Origin of the sequence: Streptomyces sp. NBC_00328 (assembly GCF_036139655.1) — a bacterium.
GTDB lineage: Bacteria > Actinomycetota > Actinomycetes > Streptomycetales > Streptomycetaceae > Streptomyces.
The window spans coordinates 8,374,291-8,400,707 of record NZ_CP108013.1; the positions used below are offsets into that span (position 1 = coordinate 8,374,291).

22 protein-coding genes and 1 pseudogene are annotated in these 26,417 nt (G+C 73.3%); 17 read left to right on the plus strand and 6 right to left on the minus strand.

Annotated features, from left to right (window positions below; all coding sequences use genetic code 11):
* Position 1: 1 nt before the first annotated feature.
* Positions 2-205 carry a hypothetical protein gene (locus OG485_RS36675; RefSeq protein WP_328672833.1) on the minus strand — a complete coding sequence of 68 codons (204 nt, stop codon included), beginning with the start codon at positions 203-205 and terminating at the stop codon, positions 2-4.
* A 384-nt stretch (positions 206-589) separates the two neighbouring features.
* On the opposite strand from OG485_RS36675, the gene OG485_RS36680 reads away from it, so the two are divergent.
* The 8 genes from OG485_RS36680 to OG485_RS36715 are packed head-to-tail and all read left to right on the plus strand — an operon-like array spanning position 590 to position 11,581.
* Positions 590-1,633, plus strand: a complete 1,044-nt coding sequence (locus OG485_RS36680) for an ATP-binding cassette domain-containing protein (RefSeq protein ID WP_328672834.1) — start codon at positions 590-592, stop codon at positions 1,631-1,633.
* Entirely contained in the window at positions 1,630-2,388 is a 759-nt protein-coding gene (locus OG485_RS36685) for an ABC transporter permease (protein WP_328672835.1), read from the plus strand. The genes OG485_RS36680 and OG485_RS36685 overlap by 4 nt, the downstream gene beginning before the upstream one ends.
* Positions 2,385-3,686 (plus strand): M16 family metallopeptidase, encoded by a 1,302-nt coding sequence (locus OG485_RS36690; protein ID WP_328672836.1) that lies wholly within the window; start codon positions 2,385-2,387, stop codon positions 3,684-3,686. Before OG485_RS36685 ends, OG485_RS36690 begins: the two co-directional genes overlap by 4 nt.
* Positions 3,683-4,996, plus strand: coding sequence for a M16 family metallopeptidase (locus tag OG485_RS36695; RefSeq protein WP_328672837.1), 1,314 nt, complete (start codon positions 3,683-3,685; stop codon positions 4,994-4,996). Before OG485_RS36690 ends, OG485_RS36695 begins: the two co-directional genes overlap by 4 nt.
* A gap of 21 nt (positions 4,997-5,017) precedes the next feature.
* Positions 5,018-6,097, plus strand: a complete 1,080-nt coding sequence (locus OG485_RS36700; RefSeq protein WP_328672838.1) for an LLM class flavin-dependent oxidoreductase — start codon at positions 5,018-5,020, stop codon at positions 6,095-6,097.
* On the plus strand, positions 6,094-8,376 hold the full coding sequence (locus tag OG485_RS36705; RefSeq protein WP_328672839.1) for a hypothetical protein: 2,283 nt from the start codon (positions 6,094-6,096) through the stop codon (positions 8,374-8,376). Before OG485_RS36700 ends, OG485_RS36705 begins: the two co-directional genes overlap by 4 nt.
* Positions 8,373-10,070, plus strand: coding sequence for a hypothetical protein (locus tag OG485_RS36710; protein ID WP_328672840.1), 1,698 nt, complete (start codon positions 8,373-8,375; stop codon positions 10,068-10,070). The genes OG485_RS36705 and OG485_RS36710 overlap by 4 nt, the downstream gene beginning before the upstream one ends.
* Complete coding sequence (locus OG485_RS36715) at positions 10,067-11,581, plus strand: hypothetical protein (RefSeq protein ID WP_328672841.1); 1,515 nt, start codon at positions 10,067-10,069, stop codon at positions 11,579-11,581. The genes OG485_RS36710 and OG485_RS36715 overlap by 4 nt, the downstream gene beginning before the upstream one ends.
* Positions 11,582-11,589: 8 nt before the next feature.
* On the opposite strand, the gene OG485_RS36720 is transcribed toward OG485_RS36715, so the two are convergent.
* Positions 11,590-14,562: an ATP-binding protein gene (locus tag OG485_RS36720; RefSeq protein ID WP_328672842.1), complete on the minus strand. Its 2,973-nt coding sequence runs from the start codon at positions 14,560-14,562 to the stop codon at positions 11,590-11,592.
* Between the two features lie 450 nt (positions 14,563-15,012).
* Between OG485_RS36720 and OG485_RS36725 the strand changes: the two genes are divergently transcribed.
* Positions 15,013-15,831, plus strand: coding sequence for a LuxR C-terminal-related transcriptional regulator (locus OG485_RS36725; protein ID WP_328672843.1), 819 nt, complete (start codon positions 15,013-15,015; stop codon positions 15,829-15,831).
* Positions 15,832-15,962: 131 nt separating this feature from the next.
* Here the strand turns inward: OG485_RS36725 and OG485_RS36730 are convergent, their stop codons facing one another.
* Positions 15,963-16,646: an NAD(P)-dependent oxidoreductase gene (locus OG485_RS36730; RefSeq protein ID WP_328674790.1), complete on the minus strand. Its 684-nt coding sequence runs from the start codon at positions 16,644-16,646 to the stop codon at positions 15,963-15,965.
* Positions 16,647-16,687: 41 nt separating this feature from the next.
* Positions 16,688-17,659: an EamA family transporter gene (locus OG485_RS36735; protein WP_328672844.1), complete on the minus strand. Its 972-nt coding sequence runs from the start codon at positions 17,657-17,659 to the stop codon at positions 16,688-16,690.
* A gap of 13 nt (positions 17,660-17,672) precedes the next feature.
* Here OG485_RS36735 and OG485_RS36740 point away from each other — a divergent pair.
* Positions 17,673-17,822: pseudogene (locus OG485_RS36740) on the plus strand (LysR family transcriptional regulator); the annotation flags it as partial.
* A gap of 233 nt (positions 17,823-18,055) precedes the next feature.
* Here OG485_RS36740 and OG485_RS36745 read toward each other — a convergent pair.
* Positions 18,056-19,723, minus strand: coding sequence for an FAD-dependent oxidoreductase (locus OG485_RS36745; RefSeq protein ID WP_328672845.1), 1,668 nt, complete (start codon positions 19,721-19,723; stop codon positions 18,056-18,058).
* A gap of 234 nt (positions 19,724-19,957) precedes the next feature.
* Between OG485_RS36745 and OG485_RS36750 the strand changes: the two genes are divergently transcribed.
* The 7 genes from OG485_RS36750 (at position 19,958) to OG485_RS36780 (ending at position 25,275) form a co-directional block, all read left to right on the plus strand.
* Positions 19,958-21,082 carry a SchA/CurD-like domain-containing protein gene (locus OG485_RS36750; RefSeq protein ID WP_328672846.1) on the plus strand — a complete coding sequence of 375 codons (1,125 nt, stop codon included), beginning with the start codon at positions 19,958-19,960 and terminating at the stop codon, positions 21,080-21,082.
* Between the two features lie 67 nt (positions 21,083-21,149).
* Positions 21,150-21,632, plus strand: coding sequence for a cupin domain-containing protein (locus OG485_RS36755; RefSeq protein WP_328672847.1), 483 nt, complete (start codon positions 21,150-21,152; stop codon positions 21,630-21,632).
* The gene (locus OG485_RS36760) at positions 21,629-22,897 is read left to right on the plus strand and encodes a beta-ketoacyl-[acyl-carrier-protein] synthase family protein (RefSeq protein WP_328672848.1); all 1,269 of its coding nucleotides are present in this window, start codon (positions 21,629-21,631) and stop codon (positions 22,895-22,897) included. Before OG485_RS36755 ends, OG485_RS36760 begins: the two co-directional genes overlap by 4 nt.
* Positions 22,894-24,141 (plus strand): ketosynthase chain-length factor, encoded by a 1,248-nt coding sequence (locus OG485_RS36765; protein ID WP_328672849.1) that lies wholly within the window; start codon positions 22,894-22,896, stop codon positions 24,139-24,141. Before OG485_RS36760 ends, OG485_RS36765 begins: the two co-directional genes overlap by 4 nt.
* Positions 24,142-24,170: 29 nt before the next feature.
* A complete protein-coding gene (locus OG485_RS36770) occupies positions 24,171-24,431 on the plus strand; it encodes an acyl carrier protein (protein WP_326784246.1) in 261 nt (86 codons plus the stop codon).
* Position 24,432: 1 nt separating this feature from the next.
* Positions 24,433-24,912: an SRPBCC family protein gene (locus OG485_RS36775; protein WP_326784245.1), complete on the plus strand. Its 480-nt coding sequence runs from the start codon at positions 24,433-24,435 to the stop codon at positions 24,910-24,912.
* Between the two features lie 30 nt (positions 24,913-24,942).
* Positions 24,943-25,275, plus strand: coding sequence for a TcmI family type II polyketide cyclase (locus tag OG485_RS36780; protein WP_328445616.1), 333 nt, complete (start codon positions 24,943-24,945; stop codon positions 25,273-25,275).
* An 85-nt stretch (positions 25,276-25,360) separates the two neighbouring features.
* Here the strand turns inward: OG485_RS36780 and OG485_RS36785 are convergent, their stop codons facing one another.
* Positions 25,361-26,389, minus strand: coding sequence for a methyltransferase (locus tag OG485_RS36785; protein ID WP_328672850.1), 1,029 nt, complete (start codon positions 26,387-26,389; stop codon positions 25,361-25,363).
* Positions 26,390-26,417: the final 28 nt, after the last annotated feature.

A 26,417-nucleotide genomic window follows, 5' to 3' on the forward strand; every position in this document is an offset into this window, starting at 1 on the left:
ATCAGCAGCAGGAGGAGGAGGTGCTGAGCGAGCCACTTCCGTCGATGCTGAGTGAGTCCTCGGTGAGGATCTCCTCGCCGTCCTCGGTGTAGCTGATGATGATGATGACCGAGGCGCCCATGTCGGGCAGCGCGACGGCGTCGTTGGCGTCCAGGACGGCCAGCTCGTTGACGTCGAACGCGGCGAAGTCCACAGCGGTGCTCATGGCGGGTTCCTTTCGGATCGACCGGCGGTCTGCCGGCGGCTGGGCATGAGCTAACTGCCTGCCGAGAGATCCCGGCAAGGAAATCGAACGGCAGCAAAATGCCGCCGCCGAGATTTCTTTTCGTGGACGCGAATGCCGGCTGGGCCACCCCGTCGCCAAGTCCGGACAATCCGGCGGATCCACGTCGCCGCCTTTGGCACGTTGCTGTCAGACGGCATCTCCGGCCCGGCCGGGAGCTGGACTCCGCAACGCGGAATTGGCAAGAGTGGCGCAGTGCCCGGCCGCTGCCGGTGCGGCGACGCCGACGGACCGCCCAGGGCTTGACCGTTGTCCGTCGATCTCATCCCGCGGCGTCCTGTTTCAGTTCAGGACCGGAGGAACTCTGTGATCAGCGCGCAAGGCCTCAGCTACTCGTACCGGACCCGCTTCGGCACGGTCGAAGCCGTTCGGAACGGGACCGTGGACGCCGTCCGGGGCATCGACCTGGAGGTGGCCGAGGGGGAGATGGTGGGCTTCCTCGGCCCCAACGGCGCCGGAAAGACCACCACGGTACGCATGCTCACCACCCTCCAGACGCCCACCGGCGGCACCGCCTCGGTGGCCGGCCACGACGTGGTCCGCGAGCGGGCCGCGGTGCGGCGGGCGATCGGCTACGTCGGCCAGTCGTCCGGCGGCTCCGAGCACCTGGTCGCTGACGAACTGCGCACCCAGGCCCGGCTCCAGGGAATGACGACCGGTCAGTCAGCCGCCCGCACAGCCGAGTTGATCGACCAGTTCGAGCTCGACGGCTTCAGCGGACGGCCGGTCGCCAAGCTCTCCGGCGGCCAGCGCCGCCGGGTGGACGTCGCGCTCGGGCTGGTGCACCACCCCGCCGTACTCTTCCTGGACGAGCCGAGCGCCGGCCTGGATCCGCAGAGCCGGGCCAACCTCTGGGACCACCTGCGCAGACTTCGCACCGAGCACGGCACCACCGTCTTCCTCACCACGCACTACCTGGAAGAGGCCGACCTGCTCTGCGACCGGATCATCGTGATCGACGGCGGCCAGGTGATCGCCTCCGACACCGCCGAGGCGCTGAAGGGCCGGATCGGCGGTGACGTGGTCACCCTGGAGACCAGCCGGATCAGCGACGCCGCGACCGTGGTCGCGCGGCTGGTCCCCGGCTGCGACCTGGACACCACGCCGGACGGCGTGCAGTTCCACGTGGCGCACGCCCAGCGACTGCTCCCTGAGCTGCTGCGGGCCCTCGACCTCGCCGACGTCGCCCTGGAGTCGGTCTCCGTCAAGCGCCCCACCCTGGACGACGTCTTCCTGCGTCTGACCGGCCGTTCCCTGCGCGAGGAGGGCCGCCCGGCCCTGCCCGTGCCCTCCGACGGAGACCAGATCCTGTCGGCCACCGAGACGCCGAACACCGAGGTGACCACGTGACCACCGCCGCGACCAGCTGGATCATCTTCCAGCGCTCGATGCGCTACACCCTCCGCAATCCCTCCTGGGTGATCTTCGGCCTGATGCAGCCGCTGCTCTACCTGGCCCTGTTCGGCCCGCTGCTGAACCGGATCGGCCAGGCACCGGGCTTCGAGGGGGGCAACACCTGGCGGGTCTTCGTCCCTGGTCTGCTCGTCCAGCAGGGCGTCTTCTCCGCCGTGTTCGTCGGCTTCGGCATCATCTCGGAAGCCCGGTCCGGTGCGCTGGACCGGATGAGGATCTCCTCGGCCGGCGAACTCGGCCTGCTGCTGGGCCGGATGCTCCGGGACGCCGTGGTACTCACCGTCCAGGCCGGGCTGCTCACCCTGGGTGCGCTGGTCGCCGGACTGCGGGCGCCGGTCGGCGGGGTGCTGGCGGCGTTCGCCCTGGTCACCGTGGTCGGCCTGGCGATGTCGGGCCTCGCGTACGGGCTCGCGCTGCTGGTGAAGAACGAAGAGGCGTACGGCCGGCTGCTCAACACCCTGATGCTGCCCGCCATGCTGCTCTCCGGGGTGCTGCTGCCGCTGGCGCTGGCGCCCGGCTGGCTCGCCGGACTGGCCGAAGCCAACCCGATCTCGCACATCGTGACAGCCGAACGTGCCTTGTTCGCAGGCGAGTTCAGCGGTAGCGACACCCTGGTCGGAGTGGCTGTCGCGGCCGGTCTGGCGGCATTCGCCACCTGGTTCGCCGCCCGCGCGATCCGCAGCGGCTCATGACGGTGCCCACCGCGGCGGCCGCACCCGCCGTCGCCGAGGTGCACCGGCACCGGTTGGCCAACGGTCTGCGGCTGGTGGTGATCCCGGACCCGGGCAGTCCGGCCGTCGGCCTGGCCGTCGCCTACGGGGTCGGCTATCGCTCCGAGTCCCGGTCCGGCTTCGCACACCTCTTCGAGCACCTGATGTTCCAGGGCAGCGCCAACCTCACGGCCCAGGAGCACGCCCGGCACGTCCAGGCCAACGGCGGCGTCTTCAACGGCACCACCCACCGCGACCACACCAGTTACTTCCAGGCGATGCCGGCCGAGGCCCTGGAGCTCGGCCTCTTCCTGGAGGCCGACCGGATGCGGGCACCCCGGATCACCCCGGAGGCGATCACCACCCAGGCCTCGGTGATCGCCGAGGAGATCCGCCGCACGGTCACCAACCGGCCGTACGGCGGCTTCCCCACCTTCCAGCTGCCGCAGGTGCTCTTCGACTCGTTCGCCAACACCCATGACGGGTACGGCGATCACGCGTCGCTCGGCGCGGCGACGGTCGAGGAGTGCGTGGACTTCTTCGACCACCACTACGCCCCGGCGAACGCCGTGCTCGCCGTCTGCGGCGGCATCGACCCCGACGAGGTGGTCAAGCTGGCCGAGCGGCACTTCGGGACGATCCCGCCCCGTGCGGCCGCTCCGCCGCCCGAGCTCGCCGAACCGCCGCTCGCCGGGCCTCGCACGGTCGAACGCACCGACCGCCTCGCTCCCCTCCCCGCGATCGCCGTCGGCCGGCGGATGCCGCCGCCGGACTCGCCCGACTACCTGGCGACCGTGGCCGCCGCCGCCGTCCTCGGCGACGGCGAGTCGAGCCGGCTGCGCCGCTCACTGATCCGCGAACGCCGGCTGGCCACCCAGGTGATGGCGATGGCCGGCCTCTCCGGCCCCTTCGACTCCCGGGACCCGGACGCCTTCCTGGTGAACGCCGTCTGCCCGCCCGGCATCTCCGCCCGGCACACGGCGGAGGCCATCGACGAGGTACTCGCCGAACTGGCCGCCGAAGGCCCCGCCGAGGACGAACTCCTGCGCGCGGTACGAAGGTTGCAGACCGCCTGGTACTCCGACACCGACCCGGTCGGGGTCCGCGCCCGACGGCTGGCCGGCTACGAACTGCTGCACGGCGACGGCGAACTGGTCCTCGACGCACCGCGGCGCTTCGCCACCGTCACCACCGAGGACGTGCGCCGGGTGACGGCCGACCTGGCCGGCCGCCACCCGGCCGTGCTCCAGCTGGTACCCGAGCGGAAGGCCGACCGATGAACTCCGGCACCACCGGGGCCACGCTGCCCCCGCTCGCCCCACCGCGGCCCGCGCCACCGCTGGAGGTGGTGGACACCGTCCTGCCCACCGGACTGCGCGTGGTGGCGGCTCGCCGGGCCACCGCCCCGGTGGTCCAACTCCGCCTGGGCGTGCCCTTCGGCGGCTCCACCGCTCGGCACACGGCCGCCGCCGAACTGCTCGCCTGCACCCTGCTGACCGGCCGCGCGGGGGCCGGCCGGACCGCCGTCGACGACGAACTCGCCGCCGTGGGCGGCAGTCTGAAGGCCGTGGTCGGGCCCGAGGAACTCCGGATCACCGGTCAGGTACTGACCGAGGGCCTGCCCCGGCTGCTGACCGTGCTCGCGGACTGCCTCACCGGCGCCGGGTACGAGCCGGCCACGCTGGAGGCCGAGCGCGAGCGGCTGCTGCACCGGATCCGGCTCACCGAGTCGATGCCGGCCCGGACCGCGCGGGCAGCGCTGCTCCGCCGCTGCTTCGGCGATCACCCGGCCACCCGGGAGACCCCCACCACGGACCAGGCCGCAGCCGTCGACCGGGACGAGGTGGCCGAGCTGCACCGGACCCGACTGGTGCCGCGCGGCTCGGCGCTGATCCTGGTCGGAGACGTCCACCCCACCCGGGTCGTCGAGGAGTCGGCGATCACGCTGGGTGGCTGGTCGGCCCGGCTCCGGGCGGTGGGAATGACCCCGCTGCCCGCCCCGGCCCACCGGGGGGAGCCGGCCCAGGCCGTCCCGGCCGCCGGGTCCCGGCAGTGCGAGGCCCGGCTGGCCGCGCCCTCCCTGGTCCGGACAGATCCGGGCTACCCCGCGCTGGTGCTCGCGGACCAGGTCTTCGGCGGCTACTTCTCGTCGCGCCTGGTCCAACGGCTGCGCGAACGGGAGGGCCGGATCTACACCGGGCAGTCCGTGATCGAGCAGCGGACCGGTTCGGCGCTCGGCACCGTCCGGTTCGCCAGCGCGCCGCAGCACGCGACTGCGGCCGTCGACGGCACCCTGGCAGAACTGGCCGCGATCTCCGGCGACCGACCGCCGACCGCCGAGGAGATCGCCGCCGCCCGGGGTTACGCACTCGGAATCCAGGCGCTCGTCCGCTCCACCCAGAAGGGCCTGGCCGACAGCCTGTACGGGCCGGTCCTGGCCGGCCTGCCCGCCGACTGGGCCGACGGGATCGCGGACCGGCTGCGCGCGGTCCCCGACGACGAGGTCGGCGCGGCCGCCGCCGCCCACCTGCGCCCCGAGGCGTACACCGCGGTGCTGCTCGGCCCGCCCGCCCAGGCCGACACCGACTGACGTCCAGTTAGGAGCAACACCATGCGATTCGGCGTCTCCTTCCTCCCCGACTCCTCACCGGAGACCAAGTCTCCGGTCGACTACTACCGGGAGGTCTTCGACCTCTGCCGACTGGCGGACGAGTCCGGGATGGACTACGTCAAGATGACCGAGCACTACCTGCACGCCTACGGTGGCTACTGCCCGAGCCCGCTGACCTTCCTGGCCGCGGTGGCCGCGCAGACCCGGCAGATCCGGCTGATCACCGGCTGCACCCTGCCGGTCTTCCACCACCCGGTGAAGCTCGCCTCCTACATCGCCATGGTCGACGCGATCAGCAACGGGCGCCTGGAGGTCGGCTTCGCCCGTGCCTACCTGCCGCACGAGTTCGAGACCTTCCAGGTGCCGATGGACGGCAGCCGGCAGCGTTTCGAAGCGACGATCGACGCGGTGCACCGGCTGCTGACCGAGGAGCAGGTCACCGAGGACACCCCGTACTTCTCGTTCCAGAACGCCACCGTGCTTCCCCGGCCGACCCAGAACCCGCGGCCGCCGTTCTGGGCCGCCGCCGTGCAGACCCCGGAGAGCTTCGACCGGATCGGCCGGTTCGGCCACGGTCTGCTGATCACCCCGACCGGCCGCGAGTTCGACACCTCGCTCACGGCCCGCTACCGCGAGGCGTTCGCCGCGCACCACCCGGACGGCACCCCGAGAGTCATGGCCAGCCTGCCGCTGCTGGTCGCCGAGACCGACCAGAAGGCCCGCGAGCTGGCCGACCCGCACCTGAACGAGTACCTGAAGGTCTGGGCCTCCGCCCTGGACACCTGGGACGAGACCGTCTCCACCGACTACGTGCGGTACACCGGTCTGGGCAACGTGGTCCGTACGCTGACCGCGAAGGACCTGCGGGCCACCGGGACGGCGTTCGTCGGCTCGCCCGAGCACGTCGCCGACCAGATCGGCCGCTTCCAGGAGCGGGTCTCCGTGGACGGGATCCTCTGGCAGGCGGACTTCGGCGGCTTCGGCGGCACCGACGCCATGCGCTCGGTGGAACTCTTCGCCGACAAGGTCCGTCCCCGGCTCGCCACCGAGAGCGCGGCACCTGCCGGAGCCACCGTATGACCGCCCCGGCCGGCGGTGGCCCGGCGGACACCCCGGTGCTCCTGCTCGGCCGCGTCCCCGGCCGCCGCCTCACCTCGCCCGGTCTGCGAGCCGCCCTGAGCGCGCTGGCCACCGCCCCGGACCGGACGGCGGCCGAACGCGAGGTGGCGACCGCCCACGGCGAGGCGCTACGGCAGGAGCGCGCCGTGCTGCGCTCGGCGCTGCTCGGGGACGGTTTCCGATCGGCGCTCGCCGCCGGACGGCCCGGCGGCCCGGTGAGCAGCTACCTCGCCGCCGCGCAGGACGGCACGGCTTCGGAGCCCGCCGTCCTGGAGCAGCTCTCCCGGGCGATGGTCCGGCTCGGGCCGCCGACGGCGCACACGGCAGTCGCCCTGGGCCGCTGGGACGAGCACGGCGCCTCGCTGGACCGACCCGGCCTCGACCCGGCCCGCGGCCGCTGCGTCCTCGCGCTGGACCGGCCGCAGCTGGTGATGGCGGTCGACGCCCTGCTGGCCGGCCCGGATCCGGCGGCCGGCTCGCTCCCGCCGCTGCTGCGCGCCAACTGGACCCTGCGGCACCGGCACTCCCAGGTCCGGTTCTACCGCCGCGACGGCGAACAGCTCCGGCTGGTCGGCACCGCGATGACCGGGAAGGTCCGGGCCCTGCTCGGCCTGGTCGAGCTCGGTCCGCTGCCCGCCGAGGTGCTGGTCCGGGAGCTGGCCGCCGGGCTCGCGCTGGGACCGGAGGCCGCAGCTGCCCTCGCGGCCGAGGCGGTCGAGCTCCAACTCCTGGTCGGCGCAGCAGAGTTCGACGGTCAGGACGAACGCCCTGCGGCAGCCGCCGCCAAACTCCTGGCCGACCGTCACCCCGGAGCGGCCAAGCTGCTTGCCGATGTCCAGGAGCGACTGGACGCCGCGGCAGGTCGCAGGCGGCCACCGGCCGACGCCCTGGCCGGGCTGGCCGAGGACCAGCAGGCTCTCAACGCCCTGCTCTCGCACCCGATCGGACTACGGGTCACCGAGGAGTACGTGCTGCCGCCGGTCGGGATCGCCGCGTCGCCCCACCGGGTGGCCCTGGACGACCTGGCCCGGGTGCTGGAGTTCGCCGCCCTGTCCGACCGGGTGCACGACGCCCGGGCGCTGCTGGCCGCGGCCTTCACCGAGCGGTTCGGCCCCGGAGCCCGGGTCAGGCTGGCAGACTGCGCCGCCGACCTGGTCACCGTGGTCGCCCGCCGGGCCCGGTTGCTGACCCCCGTCACCAGTACGGACTTCGGCCCCGCCGACGGCTCCCTCACCGAACTGCTGCGGCTGCGCGCCGCTGCCCGGGCACTGCTCGGCGAGCGGATCGCGACCGGGCCCACCGAGGTCAGCATCGACCCGGCGGAGCTGGTCGCCCTCGCCGACGGACTTCCCGAGCGCTTCCGCCGGCCCCACGCCTCGTACGGAGTGCTGGTGCGGCCGATCGGTGACCGACTCGCGGTCCGGGGGTACCACCCCGGCGGCGGGAGTTCCGCACTGCGGTACACCGGCACCGATCGCACGCTCGGCGGCGAGGCCCACACCAGGTTCGCCGAGCGGCTGAACCGCGCCGCGGGCCCCGCGGTCCTGCTGGAGGACCGCGGGCTGCACGGCCTCGACGTCAACCACCGCCCACCGCTCCTCCCCGACCGGATCGGCCCGGTCGGCTGGCTCGGCCTCACCCTGGCCCACGACCCCGGCACCGACACCCTGGAGCTGCTCGACCCGGACGGTGCGCCGGTCGCCGTGCACTCCCCGGCCCTGGCCACGCCCGACCGGCTCGCGCCGCCGATGCGGATCGCCCTCTGGCTGCACGGCACCGGCCGCCTCCGGCTCGACCTCGTCGGGGAGACCGCTGCCGATCCGCACCGCACCACCGGCACGATCTCGGTGCCCAGGCTGACAGCGGGCCGGGTGGTCCTCCAGGGCCGCCGCTGGTACCCGGGCGAGGACCTGCCCACCGCCACCGGGCCCGGACTGCTCTGCGCGCTCGCCGACTGGCGGGCCGCCCACGACGTCCCCGAGGAACTGCTGATGGTCGAACCCCGCCCGGCCGACTGCGACCTCGACGGCCTCCTCGGCCTGCTGCCGACGGCACCCGACCGCACCCGCTACGTCGACCTCGGCAGCGCGCTGCTGGCCGAGACCGTCCGCGAACTCCCCGGGGACGGCTGCCTGGAGGAGGTTCCCGTCGGCGTGCAGGACGGCGCGTACGCCCTGGAGTGGGTCCTCGAGTACGACCGCGCGCCCGGCGGGCGCTTCCACGACGGGGCCAGGCCATGAGGGTGAAGCTGCGCCCCGGCGCGCACTTCGTACCGGTGGCGCGCGGCCTCTACTGCGCGCGGGGCGACCGCAATTTCGTGCTGGCCTCCCCGCCACCCCTCCAGCGGCTCCTCGACGACCGGCTCGGCGAACTCACCGACGGCGCCGACGCGGCGGACCTGCTCGGCTCGGTCGTCGAGCCGACCGAGCGGGTCGCCCTGCGGCAGGTCCTGGTGGCGCTGCTCGACCAGGGCCTGCTGTTCGACCTCGACCGGGCCGGCGGGCCCGTTCCCGACCCCGAGACCGCCGAACGGTACGGGGACGCCTTGGCACATTACGAGGAACACTGCGCCGAGCCGTACGCCGCCTTCGCCGTCCTGCGCGCGGCCGAGGTGGCCGTCCTGGGCGAAGGTCCCGCCGCCCGAAGCGCCACCCGCGGGCTGCTGAACCTGGGCGTCGGCACGGTCACCGACCGGCCGGGCCCCCGCACCGCGGCCGCCGTCCTCGCCGTCGCCGCACCCGTGGAGCTGTCCGAGCTCGCCGCCCTCCTCCCGGCCGGCACCCCGTACATCCCGGTCCCGGCCGGGGACGGCCACCAGATCGTCGGCCCGGTGCTGCGTGGCGTGCCGCAGGCCCGCGCCTTCCGAGCCGCAGCCGAACGCGCCGCCGCCTGGTCCCGCAGCCACCCCGCCGGGCGCGCCCCCACGCTGCACGCCGCCACCCTCGCAGGCTCGCTCGCCGCCCGCGGCATCCTCGACCACCTCGGCGCGACCGCCCTCGACACCCCTGACCTCCACCTCGTCCACGGCCGCACCCTCCGGACCACCCTCCACCCGTTCACCGTCCGCCCGGCCGGCCCCCGTTGGTCACCGGTCACCCACCAGGCACCGGCGGAAGCCGACGACACGCTCTCCCCGGCGGACAGCACTCCGGACGAGCTGCTCACCACACGGTGGTCCGGGCTCGGGCAGTGGCGGGACGACCTCGAGCTGCCCCAACTTCCTTTCCGCTTGGCTGCGTTGGAAGCGATCGTGCTGCCGGGGCAGCCGGTGCTGGTCGGCTGGGGGACGGAACCCGAGGATGCCCGGCGGGACGCGCTGCTCCGGCTGCTCCGGGCGACGGCCGAGGACGCGAGGCCGGATCCCGCACACCCGGGCACGGCCGCCGCCGGTACGACGTCCCGGCGTTGGCTGCTCGACGGCCTGCTCCGGGTCCTGTCCGCGGAGGAGAGCGACGACGGCCCGCCGTTGCCGGCGTCCGAACTGGCCACGCCGCTGGCCCGATCACTCGTCCGGGCCCTCACCCACTACTTCGACCATCCCGCCCGGCTCAGCCGCCGCACCCTCCCAGGCACCGACTGGACCCTGGCCACCGTCACCCACGCGGACACCGGTGAACGCCTCGCCCGCCAGTGGGGACCGTCCGCCCAGGCCGCCGCACAGGCTGCACTGGCCCGCGCCCTGGCCGGACTCCAGCAGGACAGGGCCGCGTTCGCGGCCGCCACCGTCGGCACCAGGGCCCTGGAGTGGGCCGCCCCGACGGAGCTCACCGCCCTCGATGCCGCCCTCCGCTCCCCGGAGGTGCTGCGCGGCCGCGTGGTCCACGCCCGCAGGCTCACCACCGACCCGGTGCTCGGCCCCGTGCCGCTTCCCTGCGGCCTGATCTGGCTGGCCGACCCACCCGCCGCCCACACCCGAGCCCCGGAGGAATCGTGACCGGCACGGCCGACGTGCTCCGCTTCGCGCTGCGTCAGGGGCCGCTGCGCGGTCTGCTGCACGATCCGATCAACGTGGACGAGCGGGTGCCGACCACCGCCTGCCTGCCGCCGCGGTCGGCCCGCGCCGACCGGGGTCGTCCGCTGCCCCTCGGTGCGCACGACCTGCTGGCCGCCACCCCCTACCCGGCCGGCCGGGTCGGTGCCGCCGAGGCGGGCGGCGGCCAACGGGTGGGTGCCGTGCTGGCAGCGGCATTCGGGCCGCTGCGCCGGGAGCCGTCGAATCCCGCCAACGACCACCGCGTGACGGCCTCCGTCCGCAGCAAATTTCCGGTGCACGTCTTCACGGTGCCGGCCGAGGGCCCGGCCGGGTATCTCGACCCGTACCGGCACGCCGTGGTCGACCTCGACCCGGCCGGCGCCCCGGCTCCGCGTCCCGCCCGGAACGACCTGAACATCGTGCTGGCCGGCCGCCACACCGATCTGCCGACGCCCTACGGTGTGCTGCGCTGCGCCCTCGCGGACCTGGAGGTCGGTATCAACCTGCGCAGCCTGCTGGCGGCGGCCGAGCTGTTCGGCCTGCGGGCCTCGGTCCGGGTGTCGGGACCCGAGGTGGTCCGGGCCGCCCGGCTGGTGGCCGCGACCGGCCCGGGGAGCTGGTCGGCACCGGTGGTGGTCACGCTGCACGAGGTGGGCGAACTGCCGTCGGCCGGACCGCTGGAGCCGGTCGGCGGCGGGGCACTCGACGCCGAGCTGGACGCCCTGCTCGAGGTGGAGACCGGCCATCCCAGCCTCGCCGAGACCGCCGCCGCCGTGGCCCCCCGGCTGGCCGGGCCCGCGACCCCCTCCGGCGCCGGTCGAGCGCTGCCGGAGCTGCCCCGGCCCGGATCGGAGAAGGCGGACCAGGACTGGGCCCGGGTGTGGTGGAACAGGTCGGCGGGCCGGGTGCCACGACCGCTGAGCGGGTTCTCCGCCCGGCCGGTCACTCGCGGCGAGGACTGCCTGCGGGACCTGCTGGCCTGGGCGGCGGCCCCGGCGCCCGTCGCGCTGCGCGAGGTGGCTGCCCGGGTCAGGCTCACCGTGGTGCCGCAGCGGCTGGCCGCTCTGCCCACCGGCCGGTACGGGTTCACGGACGGAGGGCTGCGGCTGGCGGAGGCCGACCCGGAGCTGCCGCGCCGGATGGAGGCGCTCTTCGGCTACCCGCTCACGCCAGCCAACGACTGCGGCGTCCGGCACGCCACCGCACTGTGGATCTTCTCGGCCGACCTGCGGACGCTGGTCGAGGATCTCGGGCCGGCCGCCTGGGGTCTGCTCCAGGTCTGGTGCGGCTGGGTCTCGCACGGGCTGACCCTGGGCGCGGCGGCGCACGGCCTGTTCGCCCGTCCGGCGCGGTCCTTCGACGAACACCGGCTCGCGGACCTGCTGCGCCTGCCCGAGGCGGAGTCCCCGGTGTTCCTGACGGCCTGCGGCGCGACCCGGTACGCCGAGCCCATGCTCGACCTGCGCCCGTGACCCAGGTGCTAGGGGCTGTCCGGGCCGAGCGCCTGCCGACCGCCCTCGGCGGCCAGCAGCGCGCCAAGCGCCGTTCGGGAGGTCACGCCGAGTTTGCGGTAGATCTTCGCGAGGTGGGCGTCGACGGTGCGCGGGCTGAGGAACAGGCGGTCGGCGATCTCCCGGGTCCGGGTGCCCTCGACCGCGAGCGCGGTGATCTGCCGTTCCCGTGTGGTGAGCAGGGCCAGGCGGGGAGCGGTGTCCGGCGGGGCCTGCCCGGCCGTCCCGGACCGCGCGGCCAGGCCCCGGCGGACGGCGGCGGCCTGCCCGGCGATCGAGCCGGCGCCGGTCTCGGCGGCCAGCCGGTCGGCCTCGTCCAGCCAGGCGTCGGCTCGGTGGCGGTCCCCGACGGCGGCCGCGATCGGGGCGCCGATGGCCAGGGTCAGCGCACGCTGGACGGCGAACCCGGCTTCCTGGAACCACTCGGCCGCCGCCGCGAGGCCCTCCACGGCCCGGGTGGGCTCGCCTCGGGCGGCGGCCACCAGACCTCCGGCCCGCCGGGCGAAGCCCTGCTGGCCGCGGAGCCCGAGGTGGTTGGCCACGGTGTCCGCGAGCACCGCCCAGGTGTCGGCCTCTGCGATGTCGCCGGTGGCCAGCGCGGCGGCCGACAGCAGGGCGTACCAGAGCGGACGGAAGATCACCTGGGTGAGCGGCAGCTCGGGGCCGCCCCCGGCGTCCAGCAGGACTCGGGCGCAGCGGGCGGCCTGACCGGCCGCCAGCAGGGCCTGCGCGTGGACGGCCACCGTGCTCCGGCTCCATAAGCCCTTGCCCGGGGCGGACCGGACGGCCTGCTCGGTGAGTGCCAGGGCCGCTCCGTCGGCGGCGGGTCGGGCATTCGAGCCCGTCGCCGACGCGCGGAGGGCCATCGCCAGGGCCCTGAGCTCACGGCTGCCGAGTTGCCGGGCGACCTCCTCGGCCCCCTCGGCGGTCCGCTCGGCCTGCCGCAGCTCGCCCGTCCAGAGCTGCCGGAAGCCGATGCCGAGCAGCAGATGCGGCACCACGTGGTCCTGGCCGTACCGGCGGGTCAGGCGCAGACCCCGGTCGTGGTGGCGGGCCGCGTCGGCGTACTGCTCGGCGAACAGCTCGCCCCAGCCCAGCTGGCCGAGTGCCTCCGGCTGCCGGGCGAGGTCGGCGTCGGAGAGCCGGTCGGCCAGCGCGGCGCCCGCGGCCAGCTCCCGGCGGGCCTGGTCGACCCGGCCGAGGCAGATGCTGCCGAGTCCGCGTACGGCGAGGGCCGCCGCCTCGGCCGGCGGGTCGCCGAGGTCGCGGGCCATCCGCACCGCCCGTTCGAGGAACGGGTCGGCGTCCGCGAAGCCTCCGGTGAGCAGGGTCACCGTGCCGTACTCGGTCATCAGCGCGACCGCTTGGTGCGAGGACCAGCCCTCGATCCTGGGCAGCTCGTCGCGCAGCAGGGCCTCGGCCTCGGAGTAGTGGCCGAGCATGCGTTCCGCGCGGGCGCACAGCATCGCGGTCTCGATCCGCCGGTCCAGCGGGTCGGTCGGGACCCGGGCCAGCACCTCGTGCAGCAGGTCGCGGCTCTCCGACAGCTGCCCCGAGGTGGCCAGGGCGAGGGTGCGCGCGAGCTCCAGCCGGAGCCGGCGGTCGCGTTCGGCGGGGGCGTCGGGGATGGCCTGCAGAGCGACGCCGAGCCAGCGTGCGGCGTCGCCCGGGGCGGTCCGCAGCGCGGCCTCGGCGGCCTCCTCCAGGATCTGGACGACCTGCGGGTCGGCGTCGACGAGGCACCGTTCGGCGTGCCGGGCCCGCTCCACCGCGGGGGCGCTGCCCCGGGTCAGCCGGGCGAGGGCGCGGCGGTGTGCGCCGACCCGCCAGACCGGGTCGGCGTGCTGGTAGACCAGCCTGCGCAGGACCGGGTGGCGGAACGTCAGCTGGGGCGTGCCCGGGACCGGGCGCAGGATGTCGCGCCGGGTCAGCGTGGTGGCCGCGTGGTGGGCCCGCTCCGTGCCGAGTTCGGCGACCTCCGCCAGTGCCTCGACCAGGAAGCGTTCGCCGAGCACGGCGGCAGCGGCGGTGAGCAGCCGGCCGTCGTCGGACACCAGGGCGAGCTCGCCGAGCAGCACCGCCGCCGGCTGGCCGAGTGTCCGGCCGCCGGTGCCCGGCGGGCGGGCGCCGCCCGCTCCGCCGTCCCCCGCCAGGTCGGCGAGGGCGAGCAGGAGGAGCGGGTTGCCACCACTCTCCCGGTGAATCTCGTCCCAGCGGTGCGACCGGCCGTCGGCCTGCCCGGTGCCGCCCGCCAGGCGGGCGAGGGCGGCGGACTCGGCGGCGGACAGCGGTCCGACCTCGACCCGCTCGGCCGGGCCGCTCTGGTCGGCCCGGCCGAGGACGTCGAGCAGCCGCAGCGCCGTCTGCCGGGGACGGTGGGTGATCACCAGCAGCAGTGGCTCCCGCACCCGATGGCGGATCAGATGGTCGGTGAGCTCGATCGATGCCGGGTCGGCCCAGTGGGCGTCGTCCAGGATCAGCAGGGTCGGTGCCTGCTCGGCCCACCGGCCGAGCAGCGAGCGCACCCGCTGGTGCGTCCGCACCCGCTCGGCGCCGACGGGTGCGGGCTGATCCGACCAGAGCTCGTTCGCGGGGCCGTCGCCGAGCAGCGGCTGGAGCGAGTCGGCCAAACCGGGTGGCAGCAGCAGTCCGGCTGCCTCGGCACGGAACCGGTCGCCCAGCGCGTCCTGGTAGATCCCGAACCCGAGCCCGGTCTCGGCTTCGGTCGCCCGGCCCTCCAGGACCTGGACGCCACGCGAACGGGCGTCGGCGGACAGTTCCCGGAGCAGGCGGGTCTTGCCGACACCCGGCTCACCGGTGATCTCCAGGATTCCCCCGAGGCCGCTCAGCAGTTGCCCGACCGCGTGTTCCAGCCGTCCGAGTTCGACATCCCGGCCGACCAGCCCTGCCGACCGTCCCGAGCGAACGTCCGGTACGTCCACAGGCCCCGCCCCGCCCCACCTTGCACCAGCGCCGGTCCAGCAGAATCCCCCCGGCCGTCGGGACCGTGCCCGATCAGGGCTCACCTTAGGTGACTGATCATCAGTACGTATATGAGTTAGGTAGTTCTGCGGATGCCCGGCGAATCTCCTCGCCCATAGATTCGGCGACGTCGCCCCCCACCACGACAAGAGCGGGGACTGCGGACCTCGTTCATCCCTCCTCCAGGAGCATTCTTGACGCATCTCCGCGCGGCAGCAGCGGACATGGCAGCAACTGCAGTCGCTCCCAGCACCTGCCAATGCCCCACGCCCCACGGCCCCCCGCCTCTTGGCCACGCACCTCTCGGATGCGCCCCGCTCGGATCCGCGCCCGCCGCCACCCCCGCAGCCGTTCGGGCGGCCGCCCGGTGGCCGGCCGCGGCCGAAGCGGCAGCGTCGGGACTTCACGCCATGCTCGCCAGCGAGAGCAGCTACTGGCGGTCGGTGCTCGACCTGGCGGGTGGCCGGCTGGATTCCCTGCTCACGATGCAGAAGCAGGTCTCCGCCGCCTTCGACGGACCGGTCGCCGAGCGCGCCGTGGGCACCGAAGCGCTCTCGGCGCTGCTCCACTCACTGGCCACCGACTGCCGGTCCGAGGTGGGCTGGCTGCGGTCCGGAGGCCGACGGCAGTCCGTGCTCGCGCCGCTGCTCGGCCGAGGGCTGGACGGGTTGTCCGGCGGGGTGCGGGTGCGGGCCCTGCTGGACTCGGTGCCCGACGCGGCCCGCGCCGGGCAGCTGCTGGCGGCCCACCCGAGAACCGGGGAGTCCGAGGTGCGGAGCAGCCCCGGTCTCCCGCAGGAGATCCTGCTGGTCGACGATCGGATCGCCTTGGTGCCGCAGGCCGTGCCGGGAGGCGAACCGGCAGTCGCGATCCTCCGCGAACCGGCCGCCGTCCGGCTCGCCCGGCTCCTCTTCGAGGCCGCCTGGTCCACCGCGGTGCCCGCTGAGCGGTCCATGCCGCCCGTGCAGGCCGTCGGTGCCGAGGGGTCCGTCGACGTCTTTTCGACGGACCCGGACAACCTGGCCGACGATCCGCTGAAGCTGCGGATCCTGCAACTGCTGGCGACCGGCGCCAAGGACGAGTCGATCGCCCGCCGTACCGGCGTCTCACTGCGCACCTGCCGACGGCACATCGCCGCGATCCTCCTCGCGCTCAACGCCGAAAGCCGGTTCCAGGCCGGGGTCAACGCGTTCCGCCTCGACCTGCTCGGCCCGTCTCCGCAGCACTGACCGGCCCCGGCGTGAGGGGCTTCGTCAAAGGCGTGCGCAGCTTTCCGACTTGAGAGAGTCGCCGGCGAGGGCCGGTTTCGGAGGAAGCCGAAACCGGCCCTCGGCCGTTCGCGGGGATCACGTCGACCGGCTCAGGCCGCCGCCGGGCGCCGGTCCCGGTGAACGACCGTGATGAGGCGTTCGGGGCCGGCCGTCTCGAGTTCGTCCACGACGGCGACGGCCAGGTCCTCGGCACTGATCCACGATCGCCCGTCGGCGCCGGTGAGCAAGGTGTCGGTGCCGCGCCGGTAGTGGCCGGTTCGTTCACCGGGTTCGAGCAGGGCCGGCGGGCTCAGGTAGACCCAATCGGCACCGGCATGAGCCTGGCAGGTCCGCAACTGGGCCACCCCGGCAGCGGCGACGGCGTTCCATTCGGCGGGCACGTACGCGGGGTTGTCGGCGACCGGCAGACCGCTGCCGTCGAGGCTGCGCAACGCACCGGCGCCACCGACGACCAGGACGCGAATTCCGAGCTGTGCGGCGATGTCCAGCACCGCACGGGTAGCACCGACCAGGAACTCCTGGTCGACCGGAACGGTCCGCACGGTCAGCACGGCGGCGTCCGCGGCGCCGTTCGCGGCGCCGTTCGCGGCAGAGCCTGCAAGCGCCTCGCGTACGGCGGGCGAGTCGGTCACACCGACCGCGATCGGCGTCACGTTCGGACCCTCACGCCCGGGCCTCCGGGACAGGGCAAGCACCTGGTGTCCGCGTGCCCCGGCCTCGGTGGCCACCCGGCTGCCGACCATCCCGGTGGCGCCGACCACGGCGATCCTCATTCCCGTCCTCGTCGAACCGGTCTTCACCGAACCTGGCTGCATCAAATCCGTCCTTCCCGAAGTCGGTCTTCTCGAATGTGATCTCCGGCCCGCCCGCCGCGGGCGATGCCGCCGAACAGGCTCGGGGCCTTGAGCTGCGCGGCAAGCAAGGCGGCCAGGGCGAGGACAAGCCCAAGGGTCTGCAGCAGGCTCAGCGACTCGCCCAACGCGATGCCGATGACGGTCGCGACCAGCGGGGACAGCAGCACCAGCGGTGCGGACGCGCCGACCGGCAGTTTTCCGATCCCGCGGAACCACAGTGTGTACGCGATCAGCCCGCCCATGCTGCCGAGCCACAGGTAGCCGCCGACAGCTCCGAGGCCGATCCGCTGCGGTACCCCGTCGAACGCGAGGGTGAGCGGGAGCAACAGCAGGCCACCGACCGTCAGTTGCCAGCCGGCCAGGGTCAGGGGACCGACACCCTCCGGACGGCCCCAGCGCTTGGTGAGGACGACGCCGCCGGCCATGGTGGCCGTATGGCCGAGGCCGGCGAGTACCCCGACGGCGTCCAGCCGGGCCTGCGGACCGAGCACGACGAGTCCGACGCCGATCACGCCGGTCACGCCCCACGTCAGTCGCCAGGCCGTCGGCCGGTCGCGGAGCACCGCGACGGCCAAGCCGGCGACCAGCAGCGGTTGGGCGGCGCCCATGGTGGCGGCGACACCGCCGGGGAGTCGTTCGGCCGCCAGGAACAACAGGGGCATCCCGCCGATGTTGAGCGCGCCGAGGACGACGGCCTTCCACCACCATGCCCCGCGCGGGAGCACCCGGGTGATCGCCAGCGCGAGCAGCCCGGCGGGCAGGGCGCGCATCAGGCCGGCGAACAGCGGATGCCCGGGCGGCAACAGCTCCGTGGTCACGACGTACGTGGTGCCCCAGGACGCGGGAGCGAGTGCGGTCAGCGCGACGACTGCCACCTGCTGCGCGTACGAGGTCTGTGGCGGGCCCGGTGATCGCCCGGTCAAGGAACGCATGTGATCTCTCGCCGCCGCCGCCGACCCCGAACTGGCGCTGGTCCCGGTGGTCGACGGACCGCACCGCATCGAGTACCTGGCATGGAGCCGCTTCAACCCGAGCCCGGCCGCCAGGGCGATGCTCGACGTCCTCGGGGTCCGACCGCCGTCACCGGCGCCCTGACCGCAACAGCTCGGTGGTGACATCCGGTCGGCCTGCCGGCCGGGGTGCGCTGCCATGACGTACTTCATCGCCGTCGACGCCGCGCGCCCGAACACGCGCACAGCCGTGCCGACCCAGGTCCTGAAGGCCATGCGGCACCGCCGGTGAAGCGTCGAGGATGATCAGGAGGCCGTATCGGCGTCGCTGCGATACGGCCTCTGATCCACGACTCGGTCGCATGGGGAAAGGGCAGGTCAGGCCTGGTCCAGCAGTGCCACCAGAGCCTTCCGCAGGGTCGTCCGGGGGTCCTTGGACGGCCCCTCGGACCGCCAGGCGACGAAGCCGTCGGGGCGGACCAGCACCGCGCCGTCCGCCCCGACACCGTGGGCCTCCGCCCAGGTGGTGTCGCCGGCGGGGACCAGGTCCGCCTCGGGCCCGCCGCCGATCCGGTACGAGTCGAGGGGGACGGAGAGCTGCCGGGCCGTGTCCTTCGCCGCCGCGTGCCAGCCGCCGGCGCCCTCCGCCGAGCTCAGCAGCACCATGGAACGCTCGTACAGATCGAGCGTGGAGATCCGGGCGCCCGCGCGGGTCAGCCACATGTGCGGCGCCCTGCTCCCCGGCTCGCCGGTCAGCCGTACGCCCTCGGGCACGACGGGAGCGGCCGGATCGGCACCCAGGACCGCGCCCCTCGGGTAGCGGTAGGCGAGCGCCACATTGAGGATCCCGCCCTTCCTGCCGCCGGGGCCGCCCTGCCCGCCCGCTCCGGGCTCGGGGGTGTACCCGGGGTGGCTGTGCTCCACCGAACGCGACGAGGCGCGCGCGCTCGTCGCCTCCGCGACCGGCCGGCGCTCGGCGTCGTAGGACTTCAGCAGCCCCGGGCCGGCCCACCCGGCCAGCACGGCGGACAGCTTCCAGGCGAGGTTGTGGGCGTCCTGGATACCGGTGTTGGAGCCGAACGCCCCGGTCGGGGACATCTCGTGGGCCGAGTCACCGGCGAGGAACACCCGTCCCTGCGCGTACTGTTCGGCGACCCGCTCGGCCGCGTGCCAGGCCGCACGGCCGGTGACCTCCACGTCGAGATCCGGCACGCCGACGGCCCGCCGGATGTGCTCCACACAGCGCTCGTCGGTGAACTCCTCCAGCGTTTCCCCGTGTTCGGGGTGCCAGGGAGCGTGGAAGACCCAGTGCTCCTTGTTGTCGACCGGCAGCAGAGCACCGTCGGCCGCCGGATCGGTCAGATAGCAGACGATGAACCGGCGGTCGCCGACCACCTCCGCGAGGCCGCGCGAGGTGAACGTGAGGCTCACGTTGTGGAACAGGTCGCCCGGCCCGGTCCGGCCGATGCGCAGCGTGTCGCGGATGGGGCTGCGCGGCCCGTCCGCCGCGACGAGATAGTCCGCGCGGATCGTCGTGTGCTCGCCGGTCTCCCGGCTCTTGACCTTCGCCGTCACTCCTTCGGAGTCCTGCTCGAACGACATCAGCTCCGTCGAGAACCGCACGTCGCCGCCCAGCTCCCGGGCACTGTTCAGCAGCACCGGTTCGAGATCGTTCTGGCTGCACAGGCACCACGCTCCCGGGCTGAAGCGGGCCAGCCCGCCGCCGGGGTCGATCTCCTTGAACAGCCACTCCCCGGCGTCGCCCACCAGGGTCGGCGTCTGGAGGATGCCGTGGTTGTCCGCGAGGACCGACGCCGCCTCCTCGATGCGCCGCTGCACCCCGGCCACCCGGAAGATCTCCATGGTGCGCACGTTGTTGCCGCGCCCCCGCGGGTGCATCGACGTACCCGCGTGACGCTCGACCAGGATGTGCGGCACCCCGAGGCGCCCCAGGAACAGCGAGGTCGAGAGGCCCACCAGCGAGCCGCCCACGATGAGGACGGGCGTATGGAGACCGTTCTCGCCGGCCTCTTCGAATCGGTTCATCGATTGCCTCCAGCGCCGCCTGGGACGCGAGTCAGGGATGGGGATGCAGATTCCATGCCCGGTGCGGGCCGGTTCGCACGGCAGGGGCACCCGGATGGCGCGCGGTTCACTCGCCTGACCCGCGGGGCTCGCGGAGTACCGGGCACGCGGCAACGATCAGCTCATGGCGGCCCCGGCGTTTCGGCTACCGCGGTCGTTCGTGACTTCCGTGACGAAAAGGAGAGGTGTGCCGCAATGTCCAACTCGGGACGTATCGCGCAGTCGGCCTTCGACGGCTCGAAGCTGCGGGTGATCCTGCTGCTCGACCTGTACGAAGGCGCCCAGCAGCAGTTCCTCGACGCGTACGAACTCATGCGCAACCAGGTCGCCTCGGTCCCCGGTCACATCAGTGACCAGCTCTGCCAGTCGATCGAGAACCCCTCGCAGTGGCTCATCACCAGCGAGTGGGAGAGCGCCCCGCCCTTCCTCGCCTGGGTGAACAGCGAGGAGCACGTCGAGACCGTCCGGCCCATGCACAGCTGCGTCCGCGACACGCGGTCGATGCGCTACAGCATCCTCCGCGAGACCAGCCCCGCCGAGCCGCTCACCCCGGAGTCGGCCAGGTCGGCCCTGCAGGTCGAGGCCCGCGAGGGCAGCGGAGTCGCGCGCCACGCCCTCACCTTCACCGTCAGGCCCGGATCCGAGTCGAAGGTCGCCGAGATCCTCGCCGGGTACCAGTCGCCCCAGGCCCAGGTCGACGACAACACCCGGCTGCGCCGCACCTCGCTCTTCATGCACGGAAACCGCGTCGTGCGGGCCGTGGAGGTGGAGGGCGACCTCCTCGCGGCCCTGCGCCACGTGGCGCGCCAGCCCGAGGTACGGGCGGTCGAGGAGGCCATCAACCCCTACCTGGAGCAGGACCGGGACCTGAGCGACCCCGAATCGGCGCGGGTCTTCTTCACCCGGGCGGCGCTCCCGGCCGTGCACCACGTGGTCTCCGGCCGCAAGGAACCCGCGAAGCTGCGCCGGCACGCTCTGTACTACCCGGCCCGGACGGGCTGCGGAATGGAACTGGCCCGGCTCCTCGCCCACCAGGACGAGGCCGCGGCCGACGACAAGAACAGCCCGGTGTACAGCAGCACCGTCTTCCAGCGCGACGACATCGTCGTACGGCTCATCGACATCACCGGCGACCTCGACCTCGACCCCGTCGCCTCCCTGGGCCTCAAGGGCGCCAAGAAGGCAGCCGAACTGGAGCGCCTCCTCGACGGCCCCGCGATCGGCGTCGAAGGCTCCCTGGAGACGGAACGCAACATCAACCGCCTCCTGTCGCACGCCGACATGCTGCCCGTCACCGACCGGAGCTCGGCGGGCTCCTGACGGATCGCCGCCACCCGCGTTCCCGGACGTCCCATCCGACGTCCTCGCCACACCCGGAGGTTCAAGCATGATCAAGCACCATCCACGCATCGTGGACCTGAGCGAGACGGAACCCAACCGCAGGCGCGGAGGAGACATCCGGGCCCTGCTCACGCCCGCCACGGCGGGGTCCACCAGCGGCTTCATGGGCCTGGCGATCATCCAGCCCGGCGAGCGCATCGGCGAGCACTACCACCCGTACTCCGAGGAGTTCGTGTACGTGGTCAGCGGCGCTCTCGAGGTGGACCTGGACGGTGAGGCGTTCGCGCTCAGGCCCGACCAGGGCCTGCTGATCCCGATCGACATGCGGCACCGCTTCCGCAACGTCGGCGACGAGGAGGCCCGCATGGTCTTCCACCTCGGCCCGCTCGCCCCGCGACCGAGCCTCGGCCATGTCGACACGGAGGCCACCGACGACACCGTGCCGAGCCCCGAGTTCATGACCGCCGTGCCCGACCTGTCCGCGCCGGACCACGGACAGCCGTCCGAACGAAGCGGGGCCATAAAGTGACCCGCCGGGTGGCCGTCACCGGCATCGGTGTGGTCGCTCCGGGAGGCACCGGGACAAAGGCGTTCTGGGACCTCCTCGAAGGCGGCCGCACCGCGACCCGTGGCATAACGCTCTTCGACCCGGTGGGCCTGCGCTCGCGCATAGCCGCCGAATGCGACTTCGACCCGCTCGCGCACGGCCTGGACCCCGATCTGGTCGAACACACCGACCGGTACATCCAGTTCGCCGTGGTCGCGGCCGGAGAAGCCGTCCGCGACTCCGGCCTCGACACGGACCGGGAGGACCCCTGGCGCGTCGGAGTCTCCCTGGGCAGCGCCGTCGGCGGCACCACCCGTCTGGAACACGACTACGTCCAGGTCAGCGAGCGGGGCCGGCGGTGGGACGTGGACCACCGGGCGGCCGACCCGAAACTGCACCTGGCGTTCGCGCCCAGCACCCTCGCCTCGGTCGTCGCCGAACGGTTCGGGGCACAGGGACCGGTGCAGACCGTCTCCACCGGCTGCACCTCCGGACTCGACGCCGTCGGATACGCCTTCCACACCATCGAGGAAGGCCGGGCCGACGTCCTGATAGCCGGGGCGTCCGACTCGCCGATATCCCCGATCACGATGGCCTGCTTCGACGCCATCAAGGCCACGTCGCCCGACAACGACGACGCCGCGCACGCCTCCCGGCCCTTCGACGCCAACCGCAACGGCTTCGTCATGGGCGAGGGCGCGGCCGTACTGGTCCTGGAGGAGTACGAGCACGCCAGGGCGCGCGGCGCGCACATCTACTGCGAGATCGGCGGCTACGCCACCTACGGCAACGCCTACCACATGACCGGTCTGACCAGCGAGGGCCTGGAGATGTCCCGGGCCATCGACAGCACGCTCGACCAGGCCCGTCTCGACCCCACCCTCATCGACTACGTCAACGCGCACGGCTCCGGCACCCGGCAGAACGACCGGCACGAGACCGCCGCGGTCAAACGGTCCCTGGGCGAACACGCCCACCGGACACCGATGAGCTCCATCAAATCCATGGTGGGCCACTCGCTGGGCGCGATCGGCGCGATCGAGGTCGTCGCCTGCGTCCTCGCCCTGAAGCACCAGGTGGTGCCGCCCACGGCGAACTACGAAACCCCCGACCCCGAGTGCGACCTGGACTACGTGCCGCGCACCGCACGCCCGCGGAAGCTCAGGAATGTGCTCTCCGTCGGCAGCGGGTTCGGCGGATTCCAGTCCGCGGTGCTCCTGACCGGGCCGGCTGGGAGGACACGATGAGCACTCAGCGCCCCCGGCACGCCGCCGTCACCGGCATCGGTGTCATCGCGCCCAACGGACTGCGCACCGACGCCTACTGGAAGTCCGTCAGGGAAGGCCTCGGCTTCCTGGACCGGATCACCCGCGAGGGATGCGGACACCTGCCGCTGCGCGTCGCGGGTGAGGTCCGGGCCTTCGACGCCGCGGACCTCATCGAGGAACGCTTCCTCGTCCAGACCGACCGCTTCAGCCACTTCGCGATGGCCGCGACCGTCCTCGCCCTCGACGACGCGGGCCTCGGAGCGGTCGGCCCCGAGGACGCGTACGACGTCGGCGTGGTCACCGCCGCCGGATCGGGCGGCGGCGAGTTCGGCCAGCGCGAACTGCAGAAACTGTGGGGCCAGGGCTCCAAGTTCGTCGGCCCCTACCAGTCCATCGCCTGGTTCTACGCGGCCAGCACCGGCCAGATCTCCATCCGCGGCGGCTTCAAGGGGCCGTGCGGAGTCGTCGCGAGCGACGAGGCCGGGGGACTGGACGCCATCGCGCACGCCGCCCGCGGTGTACGGCGCGGCACGGGCGCGATGGTCGTCGGCGCCGCGGAGGCGCCGCTCGCCCCGTACTCGATGGTCTGCCAGCTCGGCTACCCCGAGCTCAGTACCGTCGAGGACCCCGCTCGCGCCTACCGCCCCTTCACCGAGGGAGCCTGCGGTTTCGTGCCCGCGGAAGGCGGCGCCATGCTCGTCGTGGAGGACGAGCGGCGTGCGCGCGAGCGGGGAGCGGAGGTCCGGGCCCTGGTGGCCGGACACGCGGCCACGTTCACCGGGGCCTCCCAGTGGGAGAGGTCCCGCGAAGGGCTCGCCCACGCGATCCGGGGCGCCCTCACCGAGGCCGGCATCGCCCCGGAGGAGATCGACGTCGTCTTCGCCGACGCTCTCGGCGTCCCGGCGGCCGACCGCGCCGAAGCCCTGGCCATCGCCGACGCCCTGGGGGCGCACGGCACCCGGGTACCCGTGACGGCGCCCAAGACGGGAATCGGACGGGCCTACTGCGGGGCGCCCCTGCTGGACACGGCGGCCGCGGTCCTCGCGATGGAGCACGGTCAGATCCCTCCCACCCCCAACGTGTTCGACATCTGCCACGACCTCGACCTGGTGACGTCGAACGCCCGACCCGCCGAACTGCGCACGGCCCTGGTCCTCAGCAGGGGACTCATGGGGTCCAACTCGGCCCTGGTCGTACGGCGCGGCGGCGACCACGCCCGGTAGCCCGGGCCGCACATGAGGAGAACAACCGCATGATCACCACCGAAGTGACCGTCGACGAACTGGCCGCTCTCATGAAGAAGGCCGCCGGGATCACCGTCGACCCCCACGAACTCGCGCAGTCCCTCGACGCGCCGTTCGGCACCCTCGGACTCGACTCGCTCGCCCTGCTCGGCATCGTCGGCGAACTGGAGAACCGGTACAGCCGGCCCCTGCCCCCCGACGCGGAGCGCTGCAAGACCCCGCGGGCGTTCCTCGCCCTCATCAACGACACCCTCAAGGCTGGAGCCTGAAGTGGCTGGACACACCGACAACAGCGTCGTCATCGACGCCCCCCTCGACCTCGTGTGGGACATCACGAACGACATCGAGAACTGGCCGCGGCTCTTCAGCGAGTACGCGTCCCTCGAGATCCTGACCCGGGACGGCGACACGACCACCTTCCGCCTCACCATGCACCCGGACGACAACGGCAAGGTGTGGAGCTGGGTCTCGCAGAGAACCGTCGACCGTGCCGGGCGGACCGTCCGGGCGCGCCGCGTCGAGACGGGACCGTTCGCGCACATGAACATCCGGTGGGAGTACGAGGAGACCCCGGCCGGTACGCACATGCGCTGGGTGCAGGACTTCGCGATGAAGCCCGACGCCCCGGTCGACGACGCCTGGATGACGGACAACATCAACCGCAACTCCGTCACGCAGATGGCCCTGATCCGGGACCGGATCGAGCAGGTCGCCCGTGAGCGCCGCAGCCCCGCGGCCATGCCCCGCTGACCGCCGGATCCGGCACAGGAAGGACACCCGATGCACCACGCCCTGATCGTCGCCCGTATGGCGCCCGACTCGGCTCCGGCGATCTCCGACGTGTTCGCCGCCTCCGACCGGGGTGAGCTCCCGCACCTCATCGGGGTCAACCGGCGCAGCCTCTTCCAGTTCGGTGACGTGTACCTGCACCTCATCGAATCCGAGCGGGACCCGGGCCCCGCCATCGCCAAGGTGGCCGGGCACCCCGAGTTCCGGAGCGTCAGCGAGGAACTGTCGGCGTACGTCAGCGCGTACGACCCGCAGACCTGGCGCAGCCCCAAGGACGCCATGGCGCGCTGCTTCTACCGCTGGGAGCGCGACACCGCCTCCTGACCGGCACCGTGACACAACCCGAGGCCGCCGGCTCCGCGACGAAGCGGAACCGGCGGCCTCGGGTTTTCCTCCGTGCGTCGCCCGGTCAGCCCGGGACGGTGCACTCGAAGGCGTGCAGATAGGGGTTCACCGGGCGGATCTCGCCGATGACCAGGCCCGCGGCCGTGAGCCGGTCGACCATGCTCTGCCGGGTGTGCTTGGCACCGCCGACGTTGAGGAGCAGCAGCAGGTCCATGGCCGTCGTGAACCGCATCGACGGGGTGTCGTCCACGAGGTTCTCGATGACGACGACGCGGGCGCCGGGCCGGGCGGCCGCGCGGACGTTCGCGAGCGCCCTGCGGGTGCTCTCGTCGTCCCACTCCAGGATGTTCTTGATGATGTACACGTCCGCCTGGACCGGGATGCCCTCGCGGCAGTCCCCGGCCACGATCCGCACCCGGCCGGACAGCGCCCCGCCGCTCCGCAGACGTGGGTCGGCGTTCTCCACCACGCCCGGCAGGTCGAGCAGGGTGCCGTGCATCCCGGGGTGCTTCTCCAGCAGACTGGCCACGACGTGACCCTGGCCGCCTCCGATGTCGGCGACCGACTTCACGCCCCGCAGGTCGAGCAGCTTCGCGACGTCCTGGGCGGACTGTGAACTGGACGTCGTCATGGCCCGGTTGAACACGTGCGCGGACTCGGGGGCGTCTTCGTTGAGGTACTCGAAGAACTCCTTGTCGTACACCTCCTCGAAGACGTTGCGGCCGGAGCGGACCGCCTCGTCGAGCTTCGGCCAGACGTTCCACGTCCACGGCTCGGTGCACCACAGGGCGATGTAGCGCAGGCTGTCCGGGTCGTCCTCGCGCAGCAGCCGGGACATCCGCGTGTGCTCGAACGTGCCGTCCGGGCGCTCCGCGAAGACGCCCTGGCAGGACAGGGCGCGCAGCAGCCGGCGCAGGGTCCCCGGCTGGGTCTTCACCGCGGCGGCCAGATCCTCCGCGCTCATGGGCGTGTCGTCCAGGGCGTCCGCCACACCCAGCCGCGCCGCGGCGCGTACGGCGGCGGCGCGGGCCGCTCCGAAGACGAGTTCCCGCAGCTGCATGGACGGCGGGGGACTCTGATCCACAGTTGTCATTCGTGCCTCGTTTCTGTGTCGTGCCCCA

Excerpts from the sequence above, each read along its gene's own strand:
- OG485_RS36745 (WP_328672845.1), bottom strand. The coding sequence starts at position 19,723 with ATGAACCGATTCGAAGAGGCCGGCGAGAACGGTCTCCATACGCCCGTC.
- OG485_RS36675 (WP_328672833.1), bottom strand. The coding sequence starts at position 205 with ATGAGCACCGCTGTGGACTTCGCCGCGTTCGACGTCAACGAGCTGGCC.
- OG485_RS36730 (WP_328674790.1), bottom strand. The coding sequence starts at position 16,646 with ATGAGGATCGCCGTGGTCGGCGCCACCGGGATGGTCGGCAGCCGGGTG.
- OG485_RS36750 (WP_328672846.1), top strand. The coding sequence starts at position 19,958 with ATGTCCAACTCGGGACGTATCGCGCAGTCGGCCTTCGACGGCTCGAAG.
- OG485_RS36785 (WP_328672850.1), bottom strand. The coding sequence starts at position 26,389 with ATGACAACTGTGGATCAGAGTCCCCCGCCGTCCATGCAGCTGCGGGAA.
- OG485_RS36765 (WP_328672849.1), top strand. The coding sequence starts at position 22,894 with ATGAGCACTCAGCGCCCCCGGCACGCCGCCGTCACCGGCATCGGTGTC.
- OG485_RS36700 (WP_328672838.1), top strand. The coding sequence starts at position 5,018 with ATGCGATTCGGCGTCTCCTTCCTCCCCGACTCCTCACCGGAGACCAAG.
- OG485_RS36780 (WP_328445616.1), top strand. The coding sequence starts at position 24,943 with ATGCACCACGCCCTGATCGTCGCCCGTATGGCGCCCGACTCGGCTCCG.
- OG485_RS36705 (WP_328672839.1), top strand. The coding sequence starts at position 6,094 with ATGACCGCCCCGGCCGGCGGTGGCCCGGCGGACACCCCGGTGCTCCTG.
- OG485_RS36710 (WP_328672840.1), top strand. The coding sequence starts at position 8,373 with ATGAGGGTGAAGCTGCGCCCCGGCGCGCACTTCGTACCGGTGGCGCGC.
- OG485_RS36735 (WP_328672844.1), bottom strand. The coding sequence starts at position 17,659 with ATGCGTTCCTTGACCGGGCGATCACCGGGCCCGCCACAGACCTCGTAC.
- OG485_RS36725 (WP_328672843.1), top strand. The coding sequence starts at position 15,013 with ATGCTCGCCAGCGAGAGCAGCTACTGGCGGTCGGTGCTCGACCTGGCG.
- OG485_RS36690 (WP_328672836.1), top strand. The coding sequence starts at position 2,385 with ATGACGGTGCCCACCGCGGCGGCCGCACCCGCCGTCGCCGAGGTGCAC.
- OG485_RS36695 (WP_328672837.1), top strand. The coding sequence starts at position 3,683 with ATGAACTCCGGCACCACCGGGGCCACGCTGCCCCCGCTCGCCCCACCG.
- OG485_RS36770 (WP_326784246.1), top strand. The coding sequence starts at position 24,171 with ATGATCACCACCGAAGTGACCGTCGACGAACTGGCCGCTCTCATGAAG.
- OG485_RS36755 (WP_328672847.1), top strand. The coding sequence starts at position 21,150 with ATGATCAAGCACCATCCACGCATCGTGGACCTGAGCGAGACGGAACCC.